25 protein-coding genes and 1 pseudogene are annotated in these 24,998 nt (G+C 60.5%); 17 read left to right on the top strand and 9 right to left on the bottom strand.

The features are described 5' to 3' along the window. Positions 1–304: 304 nt before the first annotated feature. Complete coding sequence (locus ACWHXD_RS26170) at positions 305–1,297, top strand: AraC family transcriptional regulator (protein ID WP_078468027.1); 993 nt, start codon at positions 305–307, stop codon at positions 1,295–1,297. Between the two features lie 132 nt (positions 1,298–1,429). Here ACWHXD_RS26170 and ACWHXD_RS26165 read toward each other — a convergent pair whose 3' ends face one another. Next, complete coding sequence (locus tag ACWHXD_RS26165) at positions 1,430–2,305, bottom strand: LysR family transcriptional regulator (protein WP_138763272.1); 876 nt, start codon at positions 2,303–2,305, stop codon at positions 1,430–1,432. Between the two features lie 114 nt (positions 2,306–2,419). Between ACWHXD_RS26165 and ACWHXD_RS26160 the strand changes: the two genes are divergently transcribed. Genes ACWHXD_RS26160 through catA form a run of 3 tightly spaced genes read left to right on the top strand, consistent with a single transcriptional unit; the run spans position 2,420 to position 4,819 of the window. Next, the gene (locus tag ACWHXD_RS26160; protein ID WP_098950375.1) at positions 2,420–3,547 is read left to right on the top strand and encodes a muconate cycloisomerase family protein; all 1,128 of its coding nucleotides are present in this window, start codon (positions 2,420–2,422) and stop codon (positions 3,545–3,547) included. A gap of 12 nt (positions 3,548–3,559) precedes the next feature. Further along, a complete protein-coding gene (gene catC / locus ACWHXD_RS26155) occupies positions 3,560–3,850 on the top strand; it encodes a muconolactone Delta-isomerase (protein ID WP_032895322.1) in 291 nt (96 codons plus the stop codon). 39 nt (positions 3,851–3,889) lie between these two features. Beyond that, the gene (catA, locus tag ACWHXD_RS26150) at positions 3,890–4,819 is read left to right on the top strand and encodes a catechol 1,2-dioxygenase (protein WP_138763271.1); all 930 of its coding nucleotides are present in this window, start codon (positions 3,890–3,892) and stop codon (positions 4,817–4,819) included. Positions 4,820–4,925: 106 nt separating this feature from the next. On the opposite strand, the gene ACWHXD_RS26145 is transcribed toward catA, so the two are convergent. Continuing rightward, positions 4,926–5,399, bottom strand: coding sequence for an Lrp/AsnC family transcriptional regulator (locus ACWHXD_RS26145; RefSeq protein ID WP_003176072.1), 474 nt, complete (start codon positions 5,397–5,399; stop codon positions 4,926–4,928). A 144-nt stretch (positions 5,400–5,543) separates the two neighbouring features. Here ACWHXD_RS26145 and kynU point away from each other — a divergent pair, with 144 nt between their 5' ends. Together kynU and ACWHXD_RS26135 are read left to right on the top strand one after the other, a co-directional pair. Continuing rightward, positions 5,544–6,794, top strand: a complete 1,251-nt coding sequence (gene kynU, locus ACWHXD_RS26140) for a kynureninase (protein ID WP_138763270.1) — start codon at positions 5,544–5,546, stop codon at positions 6,792–6,794. Between the two features lie 164 nt (positions 6,795–6,958). Then, the gene (locus ACWHXD_RS26135; protein ID WP_138763269.1) at positions 6,959–8,386 is read left to right on the top strand and encodes an amino acid permease; all 1,428 of its coding nucleotides are present in this window, start codon (positions 6,959–6,961) and stop codon (positions 8,384–8,386) included. A gap of 49 nt (positions 8,387–8,435) precedes the next feature. Here ACWHXD_RS26135 and ACWHXD_RS26130 read toward each other — a convergent pair whose 3' ends face one another. Next, positions 8,436–9,314, bottom strand: coding sequence for a LysR substrate-binding domain-containing protein (locus tag ACWHXD_RS26130; protein ID WP_138763268.1), 879 nt, complete (start codon positions 9,312–9,314; stop codon positions 8,436–8,438). Between the two features lie 189 nt (positions 9,315–9,503). Between ACWHXD_RS26130 and ACWHXD_RS26125 the strand changes: the two genes are divergently transcribed. The 4 genes from ACWHXD_RS26125 (at position 9,504) to ACWHXD_RS26110 (ending at position 13,849) form a co-directional block, all read left to right on the top strand. Next, positions 9,504–10,268, top strand: a complete 765-nt coding sequence (locus tag ACWHXD_RS26125; protein ID WP_138763267.1) for a sulfite exporter TauE/SafE family protein — start codon at positions 9,504–9,506, stop codon at positions 10,266–10,268. A gap of 42 nt (positions 10,269–10,310) precedes the next feature. After that, the gene (locus ACWHXD_RS26120; protein WP_138763266.1) at positions 10,311–11,207 is read left to right on the top strand and encodes a LysR family transcriptional regulator; all 897 of its coding nucleotides are present in this window, start codon (positions 10,311–10,313) and stop codon (positions 11,205–11,207) included. 103 nt (positions 11,208–11,310) lie between these two features. After that, positions 11,311–12,204 (top strand): NAD-dependent epimerase/dehydratase family protein, encoded by an 894-nt coding sequence (locus ACWHXD_RS26115; protein ID WP_138763265.1) that lies wholly within the window; start codon positions 11,311–11,313, stop codon positions 12,202–12,204. A gap of 199 nt (positions 12,205–12,403) precedes the next feature. Then, a complete protein-coding gene (locus tag ACWHXD_RS26110) occupies positions 12,404–13,849 on the top strand; it encodes a SulP family inorganic anion transporter (protein ID WP_138763264.1) in 1,446 nt (481 codons plus the stop codon). A 36-nt stretch (positions 13,850–13,885) separates the two neighbouring features. Here the strand turns inward: ACWHXD_RS26110 and ACWHXD_RS26105 are convergent, their stop codons facing one another. Then, complete coding sequence (locus ACWHXD_RS26105) at positions 13,886–14,260, bottom strand: lysozyme inhibitor LprI family protein (protein WP_003194095.1); 375 nt, start codon at positions 14,258–14,260, stop codon at positions 13,886–13,888. Positions 14,261–14,449: 189 nt separating this feature from the next. Here ACWHXD_RS26105 and ACWHXD_RS26100 point away from each other — a divergent pair, with 189 nt between their 5' ends. Genes ACWHXD_RS26100 through ACWHXD_RS26085 form a run of 4 tightly spaced genes read left to right on the top strand, consistent with a single transcriptional unit; the run spans position 14,450 to position 18,597 of the window. Next, positions 14,450–15,853: a GntT/GntP/DsdX family permease gene (locus ACWHXD_RS26100; protein WP_138763263.1), complete on the top strand. Its 1,404-nt coding sequence runs from the start codon at positions 14,450–14,452 to the stop codon at positions 15,851–15,853. 20 nt (positions 15,854–15,873) lie between these two features. After that, positions 15,874–16,734: a MurR/RpiR family transcriptional regulator gene (locus tag ACWHXD_RS26095; protein WP_138763262.1), complete on the top strand. Its 861-nt coding sequence runs from the start codon at positions 15,874–15,876 to the stop codon at positions 16,732–16,734. A gap of 1 nt (position 16,735) precedes the next feature. Next, on the top strand, positions 16,736–18,199 hold the full coding sequence (locus tag ACWHXD_RS26090; RefSeq protein ID WP_138763261.1) for an N-acyl-D-amino-acid deacylase family protein: 1,464 nt from the start codon (positions 16,736–16,738) through the stop codon (positions 18,197–18,199). A gap of 29 nt (positions 18,200–18,228) precedes the next feature. After that, complete coding sequence (locus ACWHXD_RS26085) at positions 18,229–18,597, top strand: glyoxalase superfamily protein (RefSeq protein ID WP_138763260.1); 369 nt, start codon at positions 18,229–18,231, stop codon at positions 18,595–18,597. Positions 18,598–19,225: 628 nt separating this feature from the next. Here ACWHXD_RS26085 and ACWHXD_RS26080 read toward each other — a convergent pair. Both ACWHXD_RS26080 and ACWHXD_RS26075 read right to left on the bottom strand, forming a co-directional pair. Further along, positions 19,226–20,089: a methyl-accepting chemotaxis protein gene (locus ACWHXD_RS26080; RefSeq protein ID WP_370706066.1), complete on the bottom strand. Its 864-nt coding sequence runs from the start codon at positions 20,087–20,089 to the stop codon at positions 19,226–19,228. After that, positions 20,081–21,010 (bottom strand): annotated as a pseudogene (locus ACWHXD_RS26075) (methyl-accepting chemotaxis protein); the annotation flags it as partial. The pseudogene ACWHXD_RS26075 and the gene ACWHXD_RS26080, both read right to left, overlap by 9 nt. A gap of 390 nt (positions 21,011–21,400) precedes the next feature. Here ACWHXD_RS26075 and bamJ point away from each other — a divergent pair. Beyond that, positions 21,401–22,018 (top strand): BamJ family beta-barrel-assembly machinery protein, encoded by a 618-nt coding sequence (gene bamJ / locus ACWHXD_RS26070; protein ID WP_032895337.1) that lies wholly within the window; start codon positions 21,401–21,403, stop codon positions 22,016–22,018. 60 nt (positions 22,019–22,078) lie between these two features. Here bamJ and ACWHXD_RS26065 read toward each other — a convergent pair whose 3' ends face one another. The 3 genes from ACWHXD_RS26065 to ACWHXD_RS26055 all read right to left on the bottom strand — a co-directional run bounded on the left by ACWHXD_RS26065 (position 22,079) and on the right by ACWHXD_RS26055 (position 23,975). After that, entirely contained in the window at positions 22,079–22,336 is a 258-nt protein-coding gene (locus tag ACWHXD_RS26065; RefSeq protein WP_003194088.1) for a PA4570 family protein, read from the bottom strand. A 158-nt stretch (positions 22,337–22,494) separates the two neighbouring features. Further along, entirely contained in the window at positions 22,495–22,836 is a 342-nt protein-coding gene (locus tag ACWHXD_RS26060) for a zinc ribbon domain-containing protein YjdM (protein ID WP_003194087.1), read from the bottom strand. Positions 22,837–23,006: 170 nt separating this feature from the next. Then, positions 23,007–23,975 (bottom strand): polyprenyl synthetase family protein, encoded by a 969-nt coding sequence (locus ACWHXD_RS26055; protein ID WP_003194086.1) that lies wholly within the window; start codon positions 23,973–23,975, stop codon positions 23,007–23,009. Positions 23,976–24,214: 239 nt separating this feature from the next. Here ACWHXD_RS26055 and rplU point away from each other — a divergent pair, with 239 nt between their 5' ends. Beyond that, positions 24,215–24,529 (top strand): 50S ribosomal protein L21, encoded by a 315-nt coding sequence (gene rplU / locus ACWHXD_RS26050; RefSeq protein WP_007950961.1) that lies wholly within the window; start codon positions 24,215–24,217, stop codon positions 24,527–24,529. 34 nt (positions 24,530–24,563) lie between these two features. Next, a complete protein-coding gene (gene rpmA, locus ACWHXD_RS26045; RefSeq protein ID WP_003176049.1) occupies positions 24,564–24,821 on the top strand; it encodes a 50S ribosomal protein L27 in 258 nt (85 codons plus the stop codon). The last annotated feature ends 177 nt before the right edge of the window (positions 24,822–24,998 follow it).

Below are 24,998 nucleotides of genomic sequence, written 5' to 3'. Positions count from 1 at the left end.
ACCTTTTGATCATGGCTAAACGGTGAGCCATTAAGCGGCTGCGATGCGGTGGCGGGCTATCCGCTTAATGGGGGAACGTAGGCCGCAAAGTTGGGCAGCAAATACCCATGACGGTGCGCGCCGGTGACGGCATGCGCTACTGTGATAGCGGGCGATGGTGGTAAAACCCTGGGGTTTATCCACATAGTCGACTGTTGCTATCCACCCAGTGAGCACTGCACTGGCGTGGCCTGGAACTTGCTGTCGAGGTTCAACGACGCGCCGCCAGAGCGCGCAAATGCCTAACCGCCGTGGGTGCACCCTGATGACTAGTCAGACACGCGATATTCATATTCAACGCTTCGACCTGGAGGGCGCGTGCAGCTGGATGTCCGGCATCTGCGGGCCCCATCGCCTGGCGACGGCAACGCCCGAGCGCCTGCGCTTTCACCACAGCGCCAACGTGTTCAAATCCCGCGCCACCACCCTGGGCGTGATCGAGTACGGTACCGATGTGACCATCGACATCGAAGACGCCGAGCACTTCAGCAGCTACAGCTTGAGCCTGCCGTTGGTGGGCGAGCAGGAGCTGAGCAAGAACGGCGAGCGTCTTAGCTCCAACCGCGATCAGGGCGTGATCATTTCGCCCAATGAGCATCAGGTGCTGGCGATTTCCGGTGACTGCCGCAAGTTGCAGGTGGTGATCACCCGTGCGGCGATGAGCGAGTCGCTGGAAGGTTTGCTGCAACGGCCCATCGATGCGCCGCTGCGCTTTGAGTCGGTGATGGATGCGGTGGACGGGGCCCCGGCTTCGTGGTGGCGCATGGCGCGTTACTTCATCGCCGAACTGGAATGCAGCAGCGAATTGTACGAACAGGCGGCGTTTACCCGCGACCTGGAAAGCTCATTGATCAAGGGCCTGATCCTGGCGCAACCGAATAACTACTCTGAAGAACTGCGCGACGTGCTGGGGGTGAAACTGCCGCACTACCTGATCCGCGCGCGGCAATTTATCCATGACAACGCCCGTGAAGCGCTGCACCTGGAAGACCTGGAAGCGGCGGCGGGCGTGTCGCGGTTCAAACTGTTCGATGCGTTTCGCAAGTACTTTGCACTCTCGCCCATGGCGTATCTGAAGAAGCATCGGTTGGGGGCGGTGCGCCAGGAAATTCTGGAGCAGGGCTCGATCCGCACCATCTCTGAAATCGCCCTGGGGTGGGGGTTTACGCATTTGGGGCGGTTTTCGGCGGAGTACCGCAAGCTGTTCGATGAGTCGCCCAGCCAGACATTGCAGCGCAAGCGCCTGCGCGTTACTTGAACCGGCTGGGGATCAAAATGTGGGAGCTGGCTTGCCTGCGATAGCGGTCGGCCGATCAATACGATGCCAACTGATCCAACGCCATCGCAGGCAAGCCAGCTCCCACATGGACTATGGGGTGCCTGGAAAATCTCAGATCAACTCTTCAACCAGTTGGAGGCAATGAGTCAGCCCCGGCGACTGATCATTCACCCGCCGGCTAAGGATGATCGGCGAACTCGCCGTCGTCTCCACCACCGGCGTATAGCCAATATCCGCCCGATGCAGCACCTGCACCGACGCCGGCACCAGTGTCACTCCCATACCTGCGCCCACCAGGCCGATAGCGGTCTGCAATTCGTTGGTCCACTGCGCCACCTTCACGCTCAAGCCATGGGCGTCGAACAGCGCGATCACATGGTCGGCATAACTGGGGCGCGGGTTGCCGGGGTAGAGCACAAAGGGTTCGACGGCCAACTGGGCGAGGGTGGCCGGGGCGCCCAGCAACCGGTGACCGCTGGGCAGCACGGCCACCAGGCGGTCTTCCACCAATACACGCTGGACGATGGCCGGGTCGTCAATGCGAATACGCCCGAAGCCCACGTCAATGCGCCCGGCCTTGAGCGCTTCGACCTGCTGCAACGTCGTCATCTCCGACAAACCCAACTCCAGCTCCAGGGCCTCGTGAGTGCGCAGGCGCCGAATCAATTCCGGCAGCACGCCGTACAAGGTCGAGGGCGCAAAGCCGATGCCCAGCCAGGTTTTCTCGCCTTGGCCGATGCGCCGGGTGGTGTCGCAGACCTTGCCCAGTTGTTCGAGCAACACATTGGCATGCTCATAGAAAAACCTCCCGGCCTCTGTCAGCCGCAAGGGCCGGCTGCGTTCCAGCAGCACCACTCCGAGCTCATCCTCCAGTTGCTGGATCTGCCGGCTCAACGGCGGCTGGGCGATGTGCAAACGTTCGGCGGCGCGGGTGAAGTTGAGGGTCTCGCCCAACACCTGGAAGTAGCGCAGGTGACGCAGTTCCATATCGACTCCTTTCATACCTTAAGAGTATTGCACGAGACCAATTCTATATTGGAAGCCCGAAAAAATGCGGAACAGAATCGACGCAAATCTAAAAAGAACCCAACGGGTATTGCCATGCCGATTTGCGCCATCGAGTCGATCGAAACTGTCATCGTCGACCTGCCCACCATTCGCCCGCACAAGCTGGCGATGCACACGATGCAAAACCAGACCCTCGTTATCATCCGCCTGCGGTGTACCGACGGTATCGAAGGCATTGGTGAAGCCACCACCATCGGTGGCCTGAGTTACGGCAACGAGAGCCCCGACAGCATCAAGGTCAACATCGACCGCCACTTCGCGCCGCTGCTGATCGGCCAGGACGCGAGTAACGTCAATGCCGCCATGTTGCGCCTGGAGCGCAGTATTCGCGGCAACACCTTTGCCAAGTCCGGTATCGAAAGCGCCTTGCTCGACGCCCTCGGCAAACGCCTAGGGCTGCCGGTCAGCGAGTTGCTTGGCGGGCGTGTGCGGGACGCGTTGCCGGTGGCCTGGACCCTGGCCAGCGGTAATACCGAACAGGACATCAGCGAGGCCGAGAAGATGCTCGACCTGCGCCGTCACCGCCTCTTCAAATTGAAGATCGGCGCGGGCGAGGTCAATCGAGACCTGGCCCATGTGATCGCGATCAAAAAAGCCCTGGGTGAACGCGCCAGTGTGCGCGTCGACGTCAACCAAGCCTGGGATGAAGCCGTGGCCCTGCGGGCGTGCAAGGTGCTCGGTGACCACGGTATCGACCTGATCGAACAACCGATCTCACGCAATAACCGTGGTGGCATGGCCCGGCTCAACCTGTCGAGCCCGGCGCCGATCATGGCCGATGAGTCCATCGAATGTGTCGAAGACGCCTTCAACCTGGCGCGTGAAGGCGCGGCCACGGTGTTCGCCCTCAAGATCGCCAAGAACGGCGGCCCTCGCGCCGTATTGCGCACGGCGGCGATTGCCGAAGCGGCCGGCATCGGCCTGTACGGCGGCACCATGCTTGAAGGTGGCATTGGCACCCTGGCCTCGGCCCATGCCTTTCTCACGCTGGACACCCTGGCGTGGGGCACCGAACTGTTCGGCCCGCTGTTGCTCACTGAAGACATTCTTGCCGAGCCACCGGTGTACCGCGATTTCCAGCTGCATGTGCCCACTGCGCCGGGCCTGGGCCTGACGCTCGATGAAGAGCGCCTGGCGTTCTTTCGCCGTGACAAACACTAAGAGGCCTCTGCCATGTTGTTCCACGTAAAAATGACCGTGAACCTGCCCCTCGACATGCACCCCGAGCGCGCCGCCAGCCTCAAGGCCGAGGAAAAAGCCTTGGCGCAGAGCCTGCAAGAGGAGGGCAAATGGCGCCACCTGTGGCGCATCGCCGGGCATTACGCTAACTACAGCGTGTTCGATGTCGACAGCGTGCAGGACCTGCACGACCTGCTGATGCAACTGCCATTGTTCCCCTACATGGCCATCGAAGTGAATGCGCTGTGCCGCCATCCGTCGTCGATCCATACGGACGACCGCTGAGCCGGCTTGCACCTATAACTACAAGATGAGGAATGCACCATGTCCATCCGCCTGTCCCAGACTGCCCACGCCCAACAGTTTCTCGAAGAAGCCAGCGGTAACCTCAATGACGCGGGCAACCCACGCACCAAGGCGCTGATCTATCGGATCCTGCGCGACACCGTGAACATCATCGAAGACCTGGAAGTGACCCCGGAAGAGTTCTGGAAGGCGGTCAACTACCTCAATGAGCTGGGCAAAAACCAGGAGGCTGGCCTGCTCGCCGCCGGCTTGGGCCTGGAGCATTACCTGGACCTGTTGATGGATGCCGCCGACGAGCAGGCCGGCAAGTCGGGTGGCACGCCGCGCACCATCGAAGGCCCGTTGTACGTGGCTGGTGCGCCGCTGTCCAAGTACGAGGCACGGCTGGATGACGGCCAGGACGACGCGGTGCCGTTGTTCATGCGCGGGCAAGTGCGCGATACCGAGGGCAAGCCGTTGGCAGGGGCAATTGTGGATGTGTGGCAGGCCAACACGGGCGGGACCTATTCGTGGTTCGACCCGAATCAGTCTGAGTTCAACCTGCGCCGGCGCATCGAGACCGACGCCCAGGGCAACTACCGTTTTCGCAGCATCGTGCCTTCGGGCTACGGCTGCCCACCGAGCGGGCCGACGCAACAGTTGCTCGACCAACTGGGGCGCCACGGGCAGCGGCCGGCGCATATCCACTTCTTCATCTCGGCGCCGGGGCACCGGCACCTGACCACGCAGATCAACCTGTCGGATGACCCGTACCTGCATGATGACTTTGCCTATGCCACCCGGGATGAATTGATTGCCGAGATTCGCTTCAGCGACGACCCACAACTGGCGCGAGAGTTTGGCGTGCAGGGGCGGTTTGCGCAGATTGATTTTGACTTTGAGTTGCAGGTGGCGGATGCGCCAATAGAGCAGCAGCGCATGCAGCGAGTCCGCGCCCTCGAAGACTGATCAACTCGGTCAACTGTGGGAGCAGGCTTGCCTGCGATAGCGGTGGAACATTTACCACCGCTATCGCAGGCAAGCCAGCTCCCACATTGGTTTTTTGGTGATTTAGTTATTTGCGCACGACCAAGTCCAACACCTCATCCCGGTCCTTGATCTTCTGCAGCACGATCTCCGAGCGGATATCCATCACCCCCGCCGTGCGGTTCAGGTGGTTCACGATAAAGTCCGAGAAGTGCTTGAGGTTACGCGCCTGCACCCGCAGCACATAGTTGCTGGCGCCGGTGATCACATAGGCGCTCGCCACCTCTGGCCAGCCTTGCACCTTCTTGATGAACGTCTCATGCCAGTCCTCCACATCCTGGCGCAACGACAGGTGCACGATGGCTTCCAGCTCGATCCCCAACTGCTCGGCGTTCAACACCGCGCGGTAACCGCTGATGATTCCTTCGCTCTCCAACAGGCGCAAACGGCGCAGGCACGCCGACGGCGAAAGCGCGACTTTTTCCGCCAGTTCCTGGTTGCTGATGCGGCCATCCTGTTGCAGGAAATGCAGGAGGCGCAGGTCGGTGGCGTCGAGAATCATGCTTGGAAGATATCCGCGTATTTTGAGGTTAAATTCGAATTTCCTACAGCTTAAATAGCCGTTTACCCACCACTTTGCACGAAAATTCTCTAAAAGTTCGTTCATTATTTGGTCCATCCTCACTTATAAAAACCAGGACGACCCATGACCACTCGAAGCCATTGCCAAGCCCTCGACGCCCAGGACCCGTTGGCCTCCCTGCGTGCCCAATTCGCCTTGCCCGAAGGGGTGATCTACCTCGACGGCAACTCCCTCGGCGCGCGCCCGGTGGCGGCGCTGGAGCGGGCACAACAGGTGATCGCCGAGGAGTGGGGCAATGGCTTGATTCGCAGCTGGAACAGCGCCGGTTGGGCGGATTTGTCCCAGCGCCTGGGCAATCGCCTGGCGCCATTGATTGGTGCGCGTGACGGCGAGGTGGTGATTACCGATACCACCTCGATCAACCTGTTCAAAGTGCTCAGCGCCGCCTTGAGTGTGCAGCGCCAACGTACGCCGGCGCGTAAGGTCATCGTCAGTGAAGCGAGCAATTTCCCGACCGATTTATATATCGCCGAAGGCTTGGCCGAATTGCTGCAGCAAGGCTATTCCCTGCGCCTGGTGAACAGCCCGGCCGAACTGCCCCAGGCCATCGATGCAGACGTGGCGGTGGTGATGCTCACCCACGTCAACTACAAGACCGGCTACATGTATGACATGGCGGCGCTGACCGCACTGAGCCACGAGTGCGGCGCGCTGAGCATCTGGGACCTGGCGCATTCGGCAGGCGCGGTGCCTGTCGACCTGCACCAGGCCAAGGCGGATTATGCGATTGGCTGCACCTACAAATACCTCAACGGCGGCCCGGGCTCCCAGGCGTTTGTGTGGGTCAACCCGTCGTTGGTGGATGTGGTGCGCCAGCCATTGTCCGGATGGTTCGGGCATACCCGGCAGTTCGCCATGGAGTCCACCTACGCCCCCAGCGCCGGCATTGCCCGCTATCTGTGCGGTACCCAGCCGATCACCTCGTTGGCCATGGTGGAATGCGGCCTGGAGATCTTTGCCCAGACCGACATGGCCAGCCTGCGCAGCAAATCCCTGGCACTGACCGACCTGTTTATCGCATTGGTCGAAAGCCGTTGCGCTGCCCACGGCCTGGAACTGATCACTCCGCGTGAACACGCGCGGCGCGGCAGCCACGTCAGCTTTGAACACCCCGAAGGCTACGCGGTGATCCAGGCCTTGATCGCCCGGGGCGTGATCGGCGATTACCGTGAACCACGGATCATGCGTTTTGGCTTCACGCCGTTGTACACAAGCTTCACCGAGGTATGGGACGCCGTGGAAATCCTCGGTGAAATTCTCGACAACGCCACCTGGGACCAGCCGCAATTCAAAGTCCGCAACAGCGTCACCTGACAACAACACAAACCCACTGTAGGAGCGAGCTTGCTCGCGAAGATCGTCAACGATAACGCGCGAATGCTGAATGCACGCGGCGTTCTCAGGTTTTTCGCGAGCAAGCTCGCTCCTACAGAAAACAAGCGCTTCCTGTGCAATCACAATAATAAAGGGGCACACCAGTGACCACGCCAGACAACGGCTTTGCAGAGATTACCCACCGTGAACTGGGCCTGAGGCGCCAGCTCACTTCCGGCCAGATGAGCATGATCGCCATCGGTGGCGCCATCGGCACCGGGCTGTTCATGGGCAGCGCCTACGCCATCGGTTATGCCGGGCCGAGCGTGCTGGTGAGCTACGCCATCGGCGCGCTGATTACCTTGCTGCTGATGGGCTGCCTGGCGGAGATGACGGTGGCCCATTCCACCTCCGGCTCCTTTGGCGCTTACGCCGAGTTCTACATCAGCCCATTGGCCGGGTTCCTGGTGCGGTATGCCTACTGGGCGGCAATTGTGCTGGCGGTGGGCGCCGAGGTCACGGCGGTGGCGATGTACATGAAGTACTGGTTCGCCAACGTGCCGGAGTGGGTGTGGATCGTGTCGTTCTCCAGTGTGCTGATTGTGCTCAATGCGATCAGCGTGAAGACCTTCGGCAACTTTGAATACTGGTTCTCGACGATCAAGATCAGCGCCATTGTCGGTTTCATCATCCTGGCAGTGTATGTGGTGTTCGGCTCCGGCAACCCTGACTACGGGGTGCAGAACTACACGGCCCACGACGGCTTTTTTCCCCATGGCTTGAGTGGCATGTGGATCGCGGTGATCGTGTCGATCTTCAGCTACCTCAGCGTCGAGATGATCGCCGTGGCCGCCGGTGAAGCTGCCGACCCGGAGCAGGCGGTGAAGAAAGCCTTTCGCGCTACCATCGTGCGGTTGGTGGTGTTCTACCTGCTGACCCTGGCGCTGATGCTCGCCATCGTGCCCTGGAACCAGGCCGGCCAGGCCCAGAGCCCGTTTGTCACAGTGATGCAGACCATCGGCATTCCCGGCGCCACCGGGGTGATGAATTTCGTGATCCTGATCGCGGCGCTGTCGGCCATGAACAGCCAGCTCTACATCACCACGCGCATGATGTTCAGCCTGTCGCGCGCCGGTTTTGCGCCCAAGTCCATGGGCGCGTTGAGCAAGAACGGCATCCCGCTGAATGCGCTGCTGCTGTCCAGTTCGGGCATTGCCCTGGCGACGTTGCTCAACGTGGTGTACCCGGAAAGCTCGTTCACCCTGATGATGGCGATCTCGATGTTTGGCGCGATCTTCACCTGGTTCATGATCTTCCTCACGCACCTGTTTTTCCGCCGCTATCGCAAGCGTCATGGCGGGGCGAAGTTGTCGTTCCAGTTGCGGTTTTTTCCCTACAGCACGTTGCTGGGGCTGGTGCTGATGGGGGCGGTGATGATCACCACCTATTTCACCGACGCTTTCAAGATGACGCTGGTGTTTGGCGTGCCGTTCCTGCTGATTCTGTCGGCGGTCTACTACACCTTCTTCCACAAACGTACATCATCTGTAGGAGCGAGCTTGCTCGCGAAAAACCCGAGAGCCCCACGTTAAACCAGATAGCTCGCGTTATCGTTGACGATCTTCGCGAGCAAGCTCGCTCCTACAGGTGGGCGGTGAGCGCAGCGAGTAAGGTGCTGGCGTAACCGGGCAATTGCTCGAACGAGCGTGCGCATAACAACAGTTTGCGGCAGGCCCATTCTTCTTGCAGGGGGTGGGCCTTGAAGCGGCGCGCAGGTGGCCAACGGTCCAAGGCGGCCTGAGGCACAATGCCCAGGCCGGCACCGCCGGCGACCATGCGAATCACCCCGTCAAAGCTATCGGCGCGGATACGTGTGTGCAGGCGAAAGCCTGCGTGCAACGCCTGTTCCTCCAGGTACACCGCCAGCGCGCTGTTGGCTGCCAGGCTGACGTAATCGTATTGCAAGCTGTCGATAAACCCCGCAGCAGTCAGCGGATGGTCGAGGGGCGTGATCAGCACCAGTGGGTCGTCGCGAAACGCCAGGGTCTGCAAGCCGTGGGTGTCTACCGCATCGGAAATAATCCCCAGGTCGGCGGTGCCCTGGCGCAAGGCGTGGGTAATGCGCAGGCTGGGCAACTCTTGCAGGTCGATATCCAGGTTGGGGTGTTTGCACAGAAACTCTGCGAGCAGTTCAGGCAGGTATTCGCTCAGGGCGGTGGTGTTGCACAGCAAGCGTACCTGGCCTTTGACGCCGTTGGCGTATTCGGCCAGGTCTTGTTGCAGGTGGTCGGCCTGTTGCAACAGCAGGCGAGCATGCCGGGCCAGGGCTTTGCCCGCAGGTGTTGGGGTGACGCCACGGCGACCGCGCTCGAGAAACGCAATACCCAGTGAAGATTCCATTGCCCGGATGCGGGCGCTGGCGGCAGTCAGGGACAGATGGCTGCGGGCCGCGCCGGCGGTGATATTGCCGGTGTCCAGGATGTGCAGGTAGAGGCGCAGGTCGATCAGGTCAAAGTGCATGGCTGCAGGTTTCCGGTGACTGGAAGGGCCTCATCGCAGGCAAGCCAGCTCCCACATTTGAATGTATTCACAATTCAAGGTGTGAGAGCTGGCTTGCCTGCGATAGCGTCATCAGCCTCACACAAAACAAGAGGCTGGCTCAGTATATGGCGAATTTTCAGCCACTCTCCAGCCCTGCACAATCGGTGCATGAATACCTTCCTCGCGTTCTACCAAAACCTCGGCCCCGCCCTCACAGCGCTGGTCATCACCACCTTCCTGCTGGCCGGTACGGTGAAGGGTGTCATCGGCCTGGGCTTGCCCACTGTAGCCATGGGCATGCTTGGCCTGGCTATGCTGCCGGCGCAGGCTGCGGTATTGCTGATCATTCCTTCGACGGTGACCAACCTCTGGCAACTGTCCTTTGGCGGGCACTTGGGTGCCTTGCTCAAACGCCTGTGGCCGATGCTGTTGCTGATCTTCCTCGGCACCGGGCTTGGCACTTTGTGGCTGGGCATGGGCAGTGGGCCTTGGGTGGTGCGTGCCTTGGGCGCGGCGTTACTGGTGTATGCCTTGAGCGGGTTATTCCTGCCGACCTTCAGGGTCGCACCCCGCACTGAGCGTTGGCTGGGGCCTTTGTGCGGTGTGGTCACCGGCATCATCACCTCGGCCACCGGTGTCTTCGTGATCCCTGCGGTACCGTATCTGCAAGCATTGGGCTTGAGCCGTGATCAGTTGGTGCAGGCGCTGGGACTGTCATTCACCGTGTCGACACTGGCGCTGGCCGCCGGGCTTGCTTGGCGTGGTGCGTTGGGCGGCGCTGAAGTCGGTGCGTCGGTGTTGGCGCTGTTGCCGGCCTTGCTGGGGATGTGGCTGGGCCAGGTGGTGCGTCGGCGCATCAGTGCCTTGTGGTTCAAACGTGGATTTTTCACCGGCATGGCGTTGTTGGGAGGCCATTTGTTGCTGGCTGGTTAATAATGACCGGGCATTTGTCAGCCGTTTAATGAAGGACTGCCCGTGAAAGCCCGATCTGATGAGCTACAGATTTTTGTCAGCGTGATCGAGTGCGGCTCGATTTCCGCCGCCGCCGAAAAAGTCGGGCAAACGCCATCGGCGGTCAGCCGCACGTTGTCGCGCCTGGAAGCCAAGCTCGACACCACCTTGATCAACCGCACCACGCGGCGCATGGACCTGACCGAAGAGGGCAAGTACTTCTTCGAACAGGCCAAGGTGATCCTGGCGCAAATGGACGAGCTGGAAGAGCGCCTGTCCTCGCGCCAGAAAAAACCGGCCGGGCGCCTGCGTATCAACGCCGCCGTGCCGTTCATGCTGCATGGGATCGTGCCGTACATCGCCGAGTTTCGCAGTCTCTATCCGGATATCCAACTGGAGCTCAACAGCGATGACTTGATCATCGACCTGCTGGAGCAAAGCACGGACATCGCCATTCGCATTGGCGCCCTGGCCGACTCGACCCTGCATGCGCGCTTTCTGGGCAGCACGCCGCTGCATATCCTGGCCAGCCCCGGTTACCTTGAGCAGTACGGCACACCCACGACCGTGACCGAACTGGCCGACCACACACTGCTGGGCTTCACCCACACCGAAACCCTCAACCACTGGCCGCTGCGCCATGGCGAAGGTGACCGCTGGCTGATCCAGCCCGGCGTCAGCGCCTCCAGTGGTGAAACCTTGCGGCAGTTGGCGCTGGAAGGGCAGGGCATTGCTTGCCTGTCCAATTTCATGACGGTGCACGACCTCGAAGCCGGGCGCCTGGTGCCATTGCTGGAGGCGTTCAACAGTGGCTATCGCCAGCCGATCCACGCGGTGTTCTACCGCAACTCGCAATTGGCGTTGCGCATCCAGTGCTTTCTGGACTTTATTCAGGCCAAGCTGGCGCGGTATGCGCGCTGATTCGTGACCTGAGCGCAAGAGTGAATTGGGCCGCACGGGCTTATTCAGGCAGCAGTGGGGCTGGATACTGGGCGCATCACTTACCCAGTCAGGAGCAACCTCCATGAATGTATTCGTTACCGGCGCTGCAGGGTTTATCGGCGGTTCGATCGCTACCGGCCTGGTCAACGCCGGCCATCACGTCACCGGCCTGGTGCGCAGCGCTGAACAAGCCGCCGAAATGACCGCCCTGGGCATCACGCCGGTGATCGGTACCCTAGACGACGCCGTCGTATTGACCGAGCAGGCGCACAAAGCCGATGCGGTAATCAATGCCGCCAGCAGCGATCACCGCGCCGCCGTGGAAGTCTTGTTGGCAGCCTTGAAAGGTTCGAACAAGCCGTTCCTGCACACCAGCGGTTCGAGCATCGTGGGCGATGCCTCAGGCGGCAAGGCCAGCGATGTCATCTACTTCGAAGACAACCTGCCTGAGCCGACCGTCGACAAGGCCGCCCGCGTGGCCATCGACAACCTGATCCTCGCGGCCGCCAATGACGGCGTGAATTCGGCGGTGATCTGCAACACCCTGATCTACGGCCACAGCCTGGGCGTAAAGCGTGACAGCGTGCAATTGCCGCGTTTGCTCAAGCAGGCACGCAAAAGCGGGGTGGTGCGCCATGTGGGCCCTGGGCAGAACATTTGGTCCAACGTGCATATTGAAGACGTGGTGGCCTTGTATCTGTTGGCGTTGACCAAGAACGTACCGGGCACTTTCTATTTTGTGGAAAGCAGCGAAGCGGCGTTTATCGACATGACCACGGCGATTGCCCAAGCCCTGGACCTGGGCAAACCACAGGATTGGCCATTGGCCGAAGCTGAGGCCGAGTGGGGCTATGAAATGGCCAACTACGGGTTGGGCTCCAATAGCCGAGTGCGTGGCAAGCACGCCCGTGAATTGTTGGGGTGGGCGCCTCAGCGCACGTCGGTGGTGGAGTGGATTCGCGACGAGATGGTGTGATGTTCGCTTAGCACCGCGGTGCGGCCATCGCGGGCAAGCCCGGCTCCCACATTTTTAAGGTGTGAACCCTGTCAAATGTGGGAGCTGGCTTGCCTGCGAAAGGCGCGACTCGGTACATCAGACCTGACACTTCACTAGCCCCACCCGCCGCAATTCCGTACCATTCCCCGCCTTATCCCCCGCAATTCCCTGGTACTCCATGAACCTCACCCGTCTGCGCGCCGACGCCCTGGCCGGCCTCACCACGTCTTTCGCCTTGCTGCCCGAATGCATCGCCTTTGCGCTGGTGGCCCATCTCAACCCGCTGATGGGCCTCTACGGCGCTTTCATCATTTGCACCCTCACCGCATTGTTCGGCGGCCGTCCCGGCATGGTGTCCGGTGCGGCAGGTTCCATGGCAGTGGTGATCGTCGCGTTGGTGGTGCAACACGGCGTGGAGTATTTGCTGGCGACGGTGTTGCTCGGCGGGCTGATCATGGTCGCCTTCGGCCTGCTGCGCCTGGGCAAGCTGGTGCGCATGGTGCCGCATTCGGTGATGCTCGGCTTCGTCAACGGCCTGGCGATCATCATTGCGCTGGCGCAACTGGAGCATTTCAAGAGCGGTGAAACCTGGCTCAGCGGCACGCCGTTGTACGTAATGGCTGGGCTGGTGGCGGCAACCATGGCCATTGTGTACCTGTTGCCGCGCCTGACCCGTGCCGTACCGCCCGCGCTGGTGGCGATTCTGAGTGTTGGCGTGGCGGTGTACCTGCTCGGTTTGCCGACCCGTACATTGGGGGATATGGCGCACATCGCCGGTGGCTTGCCGACCTTCGCGCCGCCGCAGATCCCCTGGACCCTGGAAACCCTCAGCATCATCGCGCCCTATGCGTTTTTGATGGCGATGGTCGGCCTGTTGGAAACCCTGCTGACCCTTAACCTCACCGACGAAATCACCGAGACCCGTGGTTATCCCGACCGCGAAAGCGTGGCCCTGGGCGCGGCGAATATGGTCTCGGGCCTGTTCGGCGGCATGGGCGGTTGCGCGATGATCGGGCAAACCGTGATCAACCTCAGCTCCGGCGGGCGTGGGCGTTTCTCCGGGGTGTTTGCCGGGGTGATGATTCTGTTGTTCATAATGTTTCTGTCGCCACTGATCGAGCGGATCCCGCTGGCGGCGTTGGTGGGTGTGATGTTCGTGGTGTCGCAACAGACCTTCGCCTGGGCGTCGCTGCGGGTGATCAACAAGGTGCCGCTCAATGATGTGCTGGTGATCATGGCGGTGACGATCATTACCGTGTTCACCGACCTGGCCACTGCCGTGCTGTGCGGTATCGTCATCGCCGCGCTGAACTTCGCCTGGCAGCAGGCGCGGGAACTGTACGCCGATGAACACCTGGAGGCCGACGGCAGCAAGCTCTATCGGCTGCACGGTACGTTGTTCTTCGCCTCGACCACGCCGTTCTTGAATCAGTTCGACCCCGCCAACGACCCGGCCCAGGTCACGCTGGATTGCCGTCACCTGAGCTTTGTCGACTATTCGGCGATTGCCGCGTTGATGACCCTGCGCGAGCGCTACACCAAGGCCGGCAAGCACCTGCGGGTGCTGCATTTATCCGAGCGCTGCAAAAAACTGCTCAAGCGCGCCAAGGTTCACCACGAGTAGGAGCGAGGTCGTTATTACGAGGGGGCGAGGTCGTTATTACGGGCCGACCAGGTCTTCCAGCTCCTGGGCGCGGGTCTGGGTCATGTCCAGCACGCAGCCTGTGCCATTGACCTGATCAATCGTGCCGCCAGTGGCACTGCCGGCGAAGGCGCAATTGGCGTCGCGGTATTTGATCCACAGGCGCTGCACGTCTTGCAGTTGCTGTTTGCGCGCGCCTTCCTGGGCGGCGAGGGCGGTCTTGTAGGCGCGGTTCAGGCGGTCGTCCTGCACCTTGGTTTGCTTGGCGTTGCAATTGACCATGTCTGCGGTGGTATTGGCGCTGTCCATGCATGTTTTCAAGGCCGCGTTGTCGGCGGCATAAGCGCTGCCGCACAAGAGCAAGACGCTGGCGGCAATTGTGGTGCGAATCATGAGCGGTTTCCTGGGCAGTGGATGCGCAGTCTATGACTCAAGGGCGGCGTTTGAGTTTCCGCCTTCTCTGATCTTCATGTAAGAACACCCCCCGAATTTTCATCCGCCACCGTCGGGCATGTCCCCCAGCGACAGCGCTTATCCGTGGACGAAAATTACTTTCATAAAAATTGAAAATGCTCCTCGGGAATGATTTATGAGTTTCACAACCAATTCGACGTGACCCTTTCCGAGGAGTACCGCATGGCCGCATTACCGGGCTTCGGGCTGTTGGCATACGCTGCCATCGCCATCATTGCATTGATCGTGCTGATTGCACGCTACCGACTCAACCCCTTTATCGTGATTACCCTGGTGTCCATCGGCCTGGCGCTGATGGCCGGGATGCCAGCGGACACCATCATGGGTTCGTACGAGGCGGGTGTCGGCAAGACCCTGGGGCATATCGCCCTGGTGGTGGCGCTGGGCACCATGCTCGGCAAGATGATGGCCGAGTCCGGTGGTGCCGAGCAGGTCGCGCGCACGCTGATCAACCGCTTCGGTGAGCGCAATGCCCACTGGGCGATGGTGTGCATTGCGTTCCTGGTGGGGCTGCCGCTGTTTTTCGAAGTCGGCTTTGTGTTGCTGGTGCCGATTGCCTTTACCGTGGCGCGGCGCGTGGGCGTGTCGATCCTGATGGTCGGGCTGCCGATGGTCGCCGGCCTGTCGGTGGTGCATGCGTTGGTGCCGCCGCACCCGGCGGCGATGATGGCGGTGCTGGCCTATAACGCCTCGGTCGGGCAGACGGTGTTGTATGCGATCCTGATTGGCATCCCCACGGCGGTCATTGCCGGGCCCGTCTACGCCAAGTTCATCGTGCCGCATATTCATTTGCCAGCGGAAAACCCGCTGGAGCGCCAGTTTATCGAGCGTGAACCGCGTACGCGCCTGCCCAGCTTTGCGCTGACGATGGGCACCATCCTGTTGCCGGTGGTGTTGATGATGATCGGCGGCTGGGCCAACGTGATTTCCACGCCGGGCAGCGGTTTCAACCAATTCCTGTTGTTTATCGGCAACTCGGTGATCGCACTGTTGGTAGCGACCCTGGTGAGCTTCTGGACCTTGGGCCTGGCCCAGGGCTTTAACCGTGAGTCGATCCTCAAGTTCACCAACGAATGCCTGGCGCCGACCGCCAGCATCACCTTGCTGGTGGGGGCGGGCGGCGGGTTGAACCGCATCTTGGTGGATGCCGGGGTCACCCATGAAATCCTCGGCCTGGCCCATGCGTTTCAGTTGTCGCCGCTGGTGATGGGCTGGCTGTTCGCCGCGTTGATGCGCGTCGCCACCGGCTCGGCCACGGTGGCCATGACCACTGCGTCCGGGGTGGTCGCGCCGGTCGCCTTGGGCCTGGGTTATCCACACCCTGAATTGCTGGTGCTGGCGACCGGTGCAGGCTCGGTGATCTTTTCCCACGTGAACGACGGCGGCTTCTGGCTGATCAAGGAATACTTCAATATGACGGTCATCCAGACCTTCAAGACCTGGACCGTACTGGAGACCCTGATTTCGCTGGTCGCCTTCGGCCTGACCTACGGCCTGTCCCTTGTTTTATGAGCCTGTAACCCGGAGCCCCCATGGACATCCTCTATCAGATCCGCGCCCGCCAGGACGCTTTCAGTGCCGGCGAAGGGCGTATCGCCAAGCTGATGCTCGAGGATGTGGGCTTTGCCGCCTCCGCCAGCCTGGAGGAACTGTCTGCGCGGGCCGAGGTGAGTACCGCCACCTTGTCACGCTTTGCCCGCAGCGTGGGCTGCCGTGACTTGCGCGATTTGCGCCTGCAATTGGCCCAGGCCAGTGGTGTGGGCAGCCGCTTCCTCGACCCGGCGGGCAAGCCAGAACAGTCAGCGTTTCATCGGCAGATTCTGGGGGACATCGAGGCGACGTTACGTCAGCACCTGTCGGGCTTCAACCAGCGCAGCTTTGGCGATGCGGTCAAACTGTTGGGCAAGGCGCGGATGATCCATGCGTTCGGCATGGGCGGGCCGTCGAGCCTGTGCAGCGATGAGTTGCAGGTGCGCCTGGTGAGGCTGGGCTATCCGATTGCCGCCAGCCATGACCCGGTGATGATGCGTGTCACGGCGGCGACCCTGGGGCCCGAACATGCCGTGATTGTCTGCTCGCTCACGGGCCTGACCCCCGAGTTATTGGAGGTGGTGACGCTGGCGCGCAACTACGACGCGCGCATCATTGCCATCACCCTTGCCGATTCGCCCTTGGCGCAATTGGCGGATGTCTTGCTGCCGCTGCAATCGGCGGAAACCAGTTTTATCTACAAGCCCACTGCGGCGCGCTACGGCATGCTGCTGGCTATCGACCTGCTCGCCACCGAACTGGCGCTGGCCCTGCCGGACGACAACCAGGAACGCCTGCGCCGGATCAAACTGGCCCTCGACGATTACCGCGGCGGCCCTGGCAGCCTGCCGCTTGGAGACTGATATGAAGTACGACACGTTGATTCGCCAGGCGCTGATCATTGATGGCAGTAACACCCCCGGGTATATCGCCGATGTGGGTGTGCACGCAGGGCGCATCCGCACGATTGGTGACTTGTCCACAGCCCAGGCTGAGCAGGTCATCGACGCCCATGGCCGAGTGTTGGCGCCGGGCTTTATCGACGTGCACACCCACGATGACACGGTGGTGATCCGCCAGCCGCAGATGCTGCCCAAGCTCAGCCAGGGCGTGACCACGGTGATTGTCGGCAACTGTGGCATCAGCGCCGCGCCGGTCAGTTTGCGCAGCGACCCGCCAGACCCGATGAACTTGCTGGGCACCCGCGAGGCGTTCTCTTATCCACGGTTTGCCGATTACCGCGCCGCGGTGCAACGCGCCTGCCCGGCGGTGAACGTCGCCGCGTTGATCGGCCACACGGCGCTGCGCAGCAACCATATGGACGACCTGCACCGCACCGCCAGACCCTATGAAATCGCGGCCATGCGCGTGCAGTTACAGGAGAGCCTGGAGGCCGGTGCCCTGGGTTTATCCACAGGCCTGGCCTACGCCAGCGCGTTCAGCGCCGAGACCGATGAGGTGCTGCAACTGACCCAAGAGCTGACGGCCTACGGCGCGGTGTACACCACCCATCTGCGCAGCGAGTTCGAACCGGTGCTGGAGGCGATGGATGAGGCGTTCTTGATCGGCCGCGAGGCGAGGGTGCCGGTGATCATTTCCCACCTTAAATGCGCCGGCGCCGGTAATTGGGGGCGCAGCCCGCAGCTGTTGGCGGCCCTGGAAGCGGCGGCAAAAGATCATCCGGTGGGCTGTGATTGCTACCCCTATGCCGCCAGCTCCTCGACCCTGGACCTCAAGCAAGTCACCGACGCGTTTCGCATCACCATCACCTGGTCCACACCGCACCCGGACATGGGCGGGCGCGATTTGCAGGACATCGCCGCCGAGTGGGGCGTTTCACTGATGGATGCCGCCCGCCGTTTGCAACCTGCGGGCGCGGTGTACTACGGCATGGATGAGGCAGATGTACGGCGCATTCTTGCGCACCCGTTATCGATGGTGGGGTCGGATGGGTTGCCCGAAGACCCGTTTCCTCACCCGCGTTTGTGGGGCGCCTTCCCACGGGTGCTGGGGCATTTCAGCCGGGATGTCGGCTTGTTCCCGCTGCACACCGCGGTGCACAAGATGACTGGCTTGTCGGCGGCGCGCTTTGGGCTGGCCGAGCGTGGTGAGATCCGTGAAGGGCACTGGGCCGACCTGGTGTTATTTGACCCACTGCGGGTGCGGGATGTGGCCGATTTCAAGGCACCCCAGCGCGCCGCTGAAGGGATTGAGGGGGTGTGGGTCAATGGCGTATTGAGCTATCGCGAGGGGCAGGCCAACGGTGAGAGAGCAGGCCGGTTCCTGGCGCGCAACGGGGATTTGCGTGGCGGTTTTTCGTCTCTATAGTTGGGGTTCTTTTAGATGGAGCTGTTGCCATGCACTTAGGAAAAGTCACCCCCATCCTGCGGATGTTCGACGAGGCCAAGGCGTTGGAGTTCTACGTCGATTTTCTTGGGTTCAAGGTCGATTGGCAGCATCGTTTCGAGGCGAATTTTCCGTTGTACCTGCAAGTGTCGCTAGGGGACTGTGTGCTGCATTTGTCCGAGCATCATGGCGATGCTTCGCCAGGGGCGGCCGTGCGGATCCTGGCCCAAGGAGTCGATGCGTATCAGCAGCAGTTGCTGGGCAAAGCGTACCGTTATGCCAAGCCTGGGGTTGAAGACACGCCTTGGGGGACGCGGGAGATGAGCATCAGAGACCCGTTTGGGAATCGGTTGGTGTTTGTTGAGGACAGCGAGGGCTGAGTGGCAAATTGCGGGCAATAAAAAACCGCCTTAGTAGGGCGGTTTTTTTTGCAAACCCAGTTAGTGGCTGGGGTTGCGGCTTCACAGGAGCACTGACGTGGTACCGATACTACTGTTGCTTTAGGGCCTTATGCAACACTCGACGACAAGCGGTTTTCCACCGCAGTACACATCTTTTTTATTAGTTAAATCTGCAAAAAACAGCAACAACTTTTAAGGCGAACTGAGTGGTGTTTGTCACACCTTGGTGCAGAGTGCTGAGCTAGTATCGCTCTCGTTCTGGGTACATCGTGAAGTAGGTTGACTGGGTTAGCGCGCAAATTTTGGACCGACCGCCACGGGCTAGTAATCCGTGCCGGATTCATGCGGGAGGACCATAAACCCAGCCGCCTCACAGGAGCACTGACGTGCATCCAAAGGCTCACATGTTCCGGTAAGTGCGCTGGAGGTAAGGCCCAACTCACGGAGGGCCGAGTATGTCTAAGTTTGCACGACGTACATGGAGCCTCGCAGTGAACTGCCTACGTGCTTATCACGTATGGAAGTTTCTGCGGGACAGCTTCGATGACCGTTAAGGTCTGAAAAGTTGGAGCCGCCTCGGTTCAGGCCGAGGCGGCTTTTTTGGTTTTTAAACCCGGAAATGACTGACCATCTGCTGCAACTGGCTACCCAACCGTGCCAGTTCCACACTCGACTTGGCCGTCTCATCACTGGCCGTAGCGGTCTGCTCGGACACGTCCCGCACATTCACAATACTGCGGCTGATCTCTTCGGCCACGGCGCTTTGCTGTTCGGCGGCCGCGGCAATCTGCTGGTTCATCGACTGGATATTCGACACGGTGCGGGTGATGTTTTCCAAGGATACCCCGGCCTTGCGCGTCAGTTCGACGCTGCTGTCCGTCAGGCTGCGGCTGTTGTTCATCACGCTGGCGACTTGTTGGGTGCCGTTCTGCAAGCCTGCCACCAGGCCTTCGATTTCCTCGGTGGATTTCTGTGTACGCTGCGCCAGGCCGCGTACTTCGTCGGCGACCACGGCAAAGCCACGGCCGGCTTCCCCTGCACGCGCAGCTTCAATGGCGGCGTTAAGCGCCAGCAGGTTGGTCTGTTCGGCCACGGCCTTGATCACGTCCATCACACTGCCGATCTTGTTGCTCTCTTGTTGCAGGTGCGTCATGGCGTCGGTGGAGCGCGCCACTTCGGCCGCCAGGCGTTCGATCTGGGCGATGGCTTCAGCCACCACTTTATCGCCTTCGCGGGCCTGGCCGTCAGCGTCGGAAGCGGCTTGGGAAGCTTGCTCGGCATTGCGTGCAACTTCCTGCACAGTGGCAGTCATTTCATGCATCGCGGTGGCGACCTGATCGGTCTCGATCTTCTGGCTGTTCACACCGGCGCTGGTTTGCTCGGTCACGGCTGACAACTCTTCGGCAGCGCTGGCGATCTGAGTGACGCCGTCGCGGATGCCGCTGATCAGCTCGCGCAAGGTGGTGCCCATGCGCTGGATGCCTTGCTGCAACACGCCCAACTCATCACGACGGGTCACCTGGATGTTGTGGCTCAGGTCGCCCGAAGCGATGCGTTCCACCACGGCCAGCGTTTCCTGGATCGGACGGGTGATCTGGCGCGTGATCACCCACGCGGCAATCACGCCGACCAACAGGGCCAGCAAGGTGCTGATCAACTGCAGGCTGCGGGCCTGGGTGCTTTCAGCGTCGCGACGTTCCAGTTGGATGTCGTACAGCTTGTCGCTGATCGTCACGATATCGGCGCCCTGGGTGGTCATTTCGGCACGGGCGGTGACGATATTGGCGTTGGCCGCTTTGTAGCTCTGTACTGCACTGCGATAAGCAACGAGGGCGGTTTCCAGTGCGGACAATGCGCTTTGCTGTCCAGTACCGAATGCAACGCTGAGGCCTTTCAAACCCGCCACAGCTTTCTCCAGCTGTGTAGCCGCGCGCGCTTCGGTTTCTGCGTTGGGGCTATTGGTATAGCCGCGCACTTCGTAGCGAGCCTGCAGGAATTCGTTCTTGGCCTGGGTCACGGCCACGAACTGCGTGAAGCGTTCCGGGCTGTCGGGTGACTGCTGCACGCTGGTTTCCAGCGCATTGATTTGGGCGTTGGCGATGTCGGCCTTGGCGCCCATGACGTCGCGCGCAGCGTTGCCATTGCGGTAGGCCTCGCGCATTTTGTTCAGGGACTGGCGGTAAGCGGTAATGACGGCTTTCTGCTCATTGAGCAGTTTGAGGTTTTCCGGGCTCTTGAAGCTGTCCAGCAGCTTCTGTTGCTGGGCGGCGAAGGCATCGAGACTGGTCTGCACGTTCTGCGCCACGGCTTCGTCACCGTTGGCCAGCATGTATTGCAAGCGCACGATACGCAGCTTGGTCAACGAGGCGTTGAGCTGGGTGATGTCGCTCATCCAATTGCTACGGTCGATCAAGCCGCCCAGGCTGGTCCAGCCCGTGAGTGCGAGGACTGAAGTGAGGACCAATACCAGGCCGAAGCCCAGGCCGAGTTTGAGATTGACACTGATGTTACCGAACCAGCTGTTCATCGAAAGCTCCTTGAAGAGTGATGTCTGTCTGCTGGACGGTGTGTTTTTGTTTGAGCCAGCCAAGATGTGTAGGGCTGTATCGGCGGGAAAGGATGATTCTGAAATACTTTTATTGGTCGTCGACGAAGGGTCGCTGGCGCGCTACGGCAAAGCCGGGGTGGGGCTGATCACGGCCCGCTCATGTGTGCTAGTCTGCGGGCCCTTTTAGTTCTGGGCGGCGCGGGAAACCGTGGCGTCCTACAGCGGAGCCTCTTCATGTCCGAAGTTAATCTGTCCACCGACGAAACCCGCGTCAGCTACGGTATCGGCCGTCAGTTGGGCGACCAACTGCGCGACAACCCGCCACCGGGCGTCAGCCTGGACGCGATCCTGGCCGGCCTGACCGACGCGTTCGCAGGCAAGCCAAGCCGTGTTGACCAAGAGCAAATGGCGGCCAGCTTCAAAGTGATCCGTGAAATCATGCAAGCCGAAGCCGCTGCCAAGGCTGAAGCTGCAGCAGGCGCTGGCCTGGCTTTCCTGGCGGAAAACGCCAAGCGTGAGGGCATCACCACCCTGGCTTCCGGCCTGCAATTTGAAGTGCTGACGGCCGGTACCGGCGCCAAGCCGACCCGTGAAGACCAAGTGCGTACTCACTACCACGGCACCCTGATCGACGGCACTGTGTTCGACAGCTCCTACGAGCGCGGCCAGCCTGCAGAATTCCCGGTTGGCGGCGTGATCGCCGGCTGGACCGAAGCCCTGCAACTGATGAATGCCGGCAGCAAATGGCGCCTGTATGTGCCGAGCGAACTGGCTTACGGCGCTCAAGGCGTTGGCAGCATCCCGCCGCACAGCGTTCTGGTGTTCGACGTCGAGCTGCTCGACGTTCTGTAAAACCTGCTGGTTACCTGTTGGGACGAACGCGTTCGCCCCAACAGGCATTTGCCAGTTTCTTCATGGATGGAACTTGCCATTGAGCTCCGTCGCCGGGCGCAACGCTCGTGCATAGCAGAACAGAAACAGATTCCTCACCACTTCCTTCAACACCCCAGGCTCACTGGAACTCAGGCCGTTTACGTCCAGATCGCCCTGGTCCTGCAGCTCGTTCAGCGCTTCTTCTTCAAGCACCGCACAGACTTCACCGGTTTCCCGATGCAGGATTCGCAGGTAAGGGTGTGGACGATCCAGCCAGGCATCTATCAAATAAGTCATGGTCGTTCTCCTTGATGGGTTTCAATGAGAATAATTCTTATTCGTAGAATAGCAAGCGTCTATTGGCAGTTTCTGTTTTTTCTGTGTGGGTATTGCGTTCGATCAACGCAGAGGGCAAAACGCCACCCCGCGGCGGGCGCGGGATGGATGCAGCGGATTCAGACCTTGCGCACGAACTCGGACTTGAGCTTCATCGGGCCGATACCGTCGATCTTGCAATCGATATCGTGGTCGCCGTCGCACAGGCGGATGTTCTTGACCTTGGTGCCGACCTTGACCACCAGGGAAGTGCCCTTGACCTTGAGGTCCTTGATCACGGTGATGGTGTCGCCGTCCTGCAGGACGTTGCCCACAGAGTCTTTCTTCACGGTTTCATCGCCAACCACTTCGGCCTCGCCAGTGGCGGACCATTCATGGGCGCATTCCGGGCAGATCAGCTGGGCGCCGTCTTCGTAGGTGTATTCGGAATTGCATTTGGGGCAGGGAGGCAACGTGCTCACTAAAGCTCCTAGAAAGTCAGGGATGGCTAAAAGTCGCACATTATATAGGGTTTTAAACGCGGGTGGGGTTGGACTCGTCCTAATGTGGGAGCTGGCTTGCCTGCGATAGCGGCAGTGAATTCACTACAGTCATCGCAGGCAAGCCAGCTCCCACATTAAAAAGTGCTAGATCAGTGAGTACGGGCGACCGCAAACTCACTCAGCTCAACCAAGGCATCCCGGTATTCGCTGGCCGGCAGCGCTTCCAAGCATGTGATCGCCCGCGCCACGTAGTCACGCGCCAGTTGCGCGGTGTACTCCAGGGAACCCGAGGCTTCCACTGCGGCACGGATGGCTTCCAGGTCTTCGATCCCGCCTTTCTGGATCGCCTTGCGCACCAGGGCAGCCTGTTCCGGCGTGCCTTCGCGCATGGTGTAGATCAGCGGCAAGGTCGGCTTGCCCTCGGCCAGGTCGTCACCGACGTTCTTGCCCAGGGTTTCGGCGTCGCCCTTGTAGTCGAGCAGGTCATCCACCAGTTGGAACGCCACGCCCAGGTGATCACCGAACGTGCGCAGCGCCTCGGCCTGTTCGGCGGTGGCGCCACACAGCGCGGCGGCGCTGTGGGTCGAGGCTTCGAAGAGCATCGCGGTTTTGCCGCGAATCACTTCCATATAGGTTTCTTCGGTGGTGCTGGCGTCGCGGACTTTGGACAGCTGCAACACTTCGCCTTCGGCGATGATGCGCGTGGCCTGTGAAAGAATCTTCATCACGGGCATCGAGCCCAGCTCGACCATCATTTCGAACGAACGCGAATACAGGAAGTCGCCTACCAACACGCTGGGCGCATTGCCCCACATGGCGTTTGCGGTCTCGCGACCACGGCGCATGCCGGACATGTCGACCACGTCGTCATGCAGCAGGGTGGCGGTGTGCAGGAATTCGATGGTGGCGGCCAGCAGGCGCAGGTCATCGCCTTGACGGCCCAGGGCCTTGCCACACAGCAACACTAATAAAGGACGCAGGCGTTTGCCGCCCGCCGACGTAATGTAGTCGCCAATTTTCGAGACCAGCGGCACTTTAGACGTCAGCTGCTGCTTGATGATGCCGTCGACGGCGCTAAAATCGTCCGCGACCGCGCGGTAGAAAGCTTGGGGTTGCATCAGCGACAGTCGCTCCAGAAGGGTTGCGCGGCATGCTAGGACCCTCACCCCCGGGTGTCAAGGCGCGATAGACGGCCCCTTGCAAGCCTCCCATAGCTTGCGTACAATCGCGCACCCTGAACTTCCTGGGCAGCACCTGCCTTACGCAATTGCATTCGGGACGTCCATCCCATGCAGCCATGCCAGCCAATACCTCTTCTTATAAAGCGCTGGGTGAGCAGGATTATCGGAGAAATACCATGTCGTACGCAGTAATTGTTACTGGTGGCAAGCAATACAAAGTCGCCCCAGGTGAATACCTGAAGATCGAGAAACTGGAAGTCGCTACTGGCGAATCCGTTACTTTTGATCGCGTTCTGTTGGTCGCCAATGGCGATGACGTGAACATCGGCGCTCCAGTTGTTGCTGGCGCTACCGTTGTGGCTGAAGTGATCTCCCAAGGTCGTCACGATAAAGTCCGCATCATCAAGTTCCGTCGTCGTAAGCACCACATGAAGCGTATGGGCCACCGCCAGTGGTACACCGAGATCAAAATCACCGGTATTCAGGCTTAATTTCAGCCTAATTCCTCACTAGGAGAATTGACTCATGGCACACAAAAAAGCTGGTGGTAGTACCCGTAACGGTCGCGACTCAGAAGCCAAACGCCTTGGCGTGAAGATGTATGGCGGCCAGAAAATCATTCCGGGCAACATCATCGTGCGTCAGCGCGGCACCCAATTCCACGCCGGTTACGGTGTTGGCATGGGTAAAGATCACACCCTCTTCGCTAAAATCGAAGGCGTGATCAAGTTCGAAGTAAAGGGCGCGTTCAACCGCCGTTACGTGAGCGTTGTCGCAGCTTAATTGCGAGATCGCTGGAAAAGCCCTGTCTTGCGACGGGGCTTTTTCGTTTGTGGAGTGAGTCTCTTGCAAAGCTGTCTGTGATGAGCTCAGGCGCTGGTTTGCGGTCGCTGATTGAGGTCGCTGCGCTCATTTTTGCAAGAGTCTTATGTCTTGGTTTCTTAAGCTCGTCCATGCGGC

It is taken from the genome of Pseudomonas fjordensis (assembly GCF_976987115.1).
This window is presented reverse-complemented; position numbering and strand designations above follow the sequence as displayed.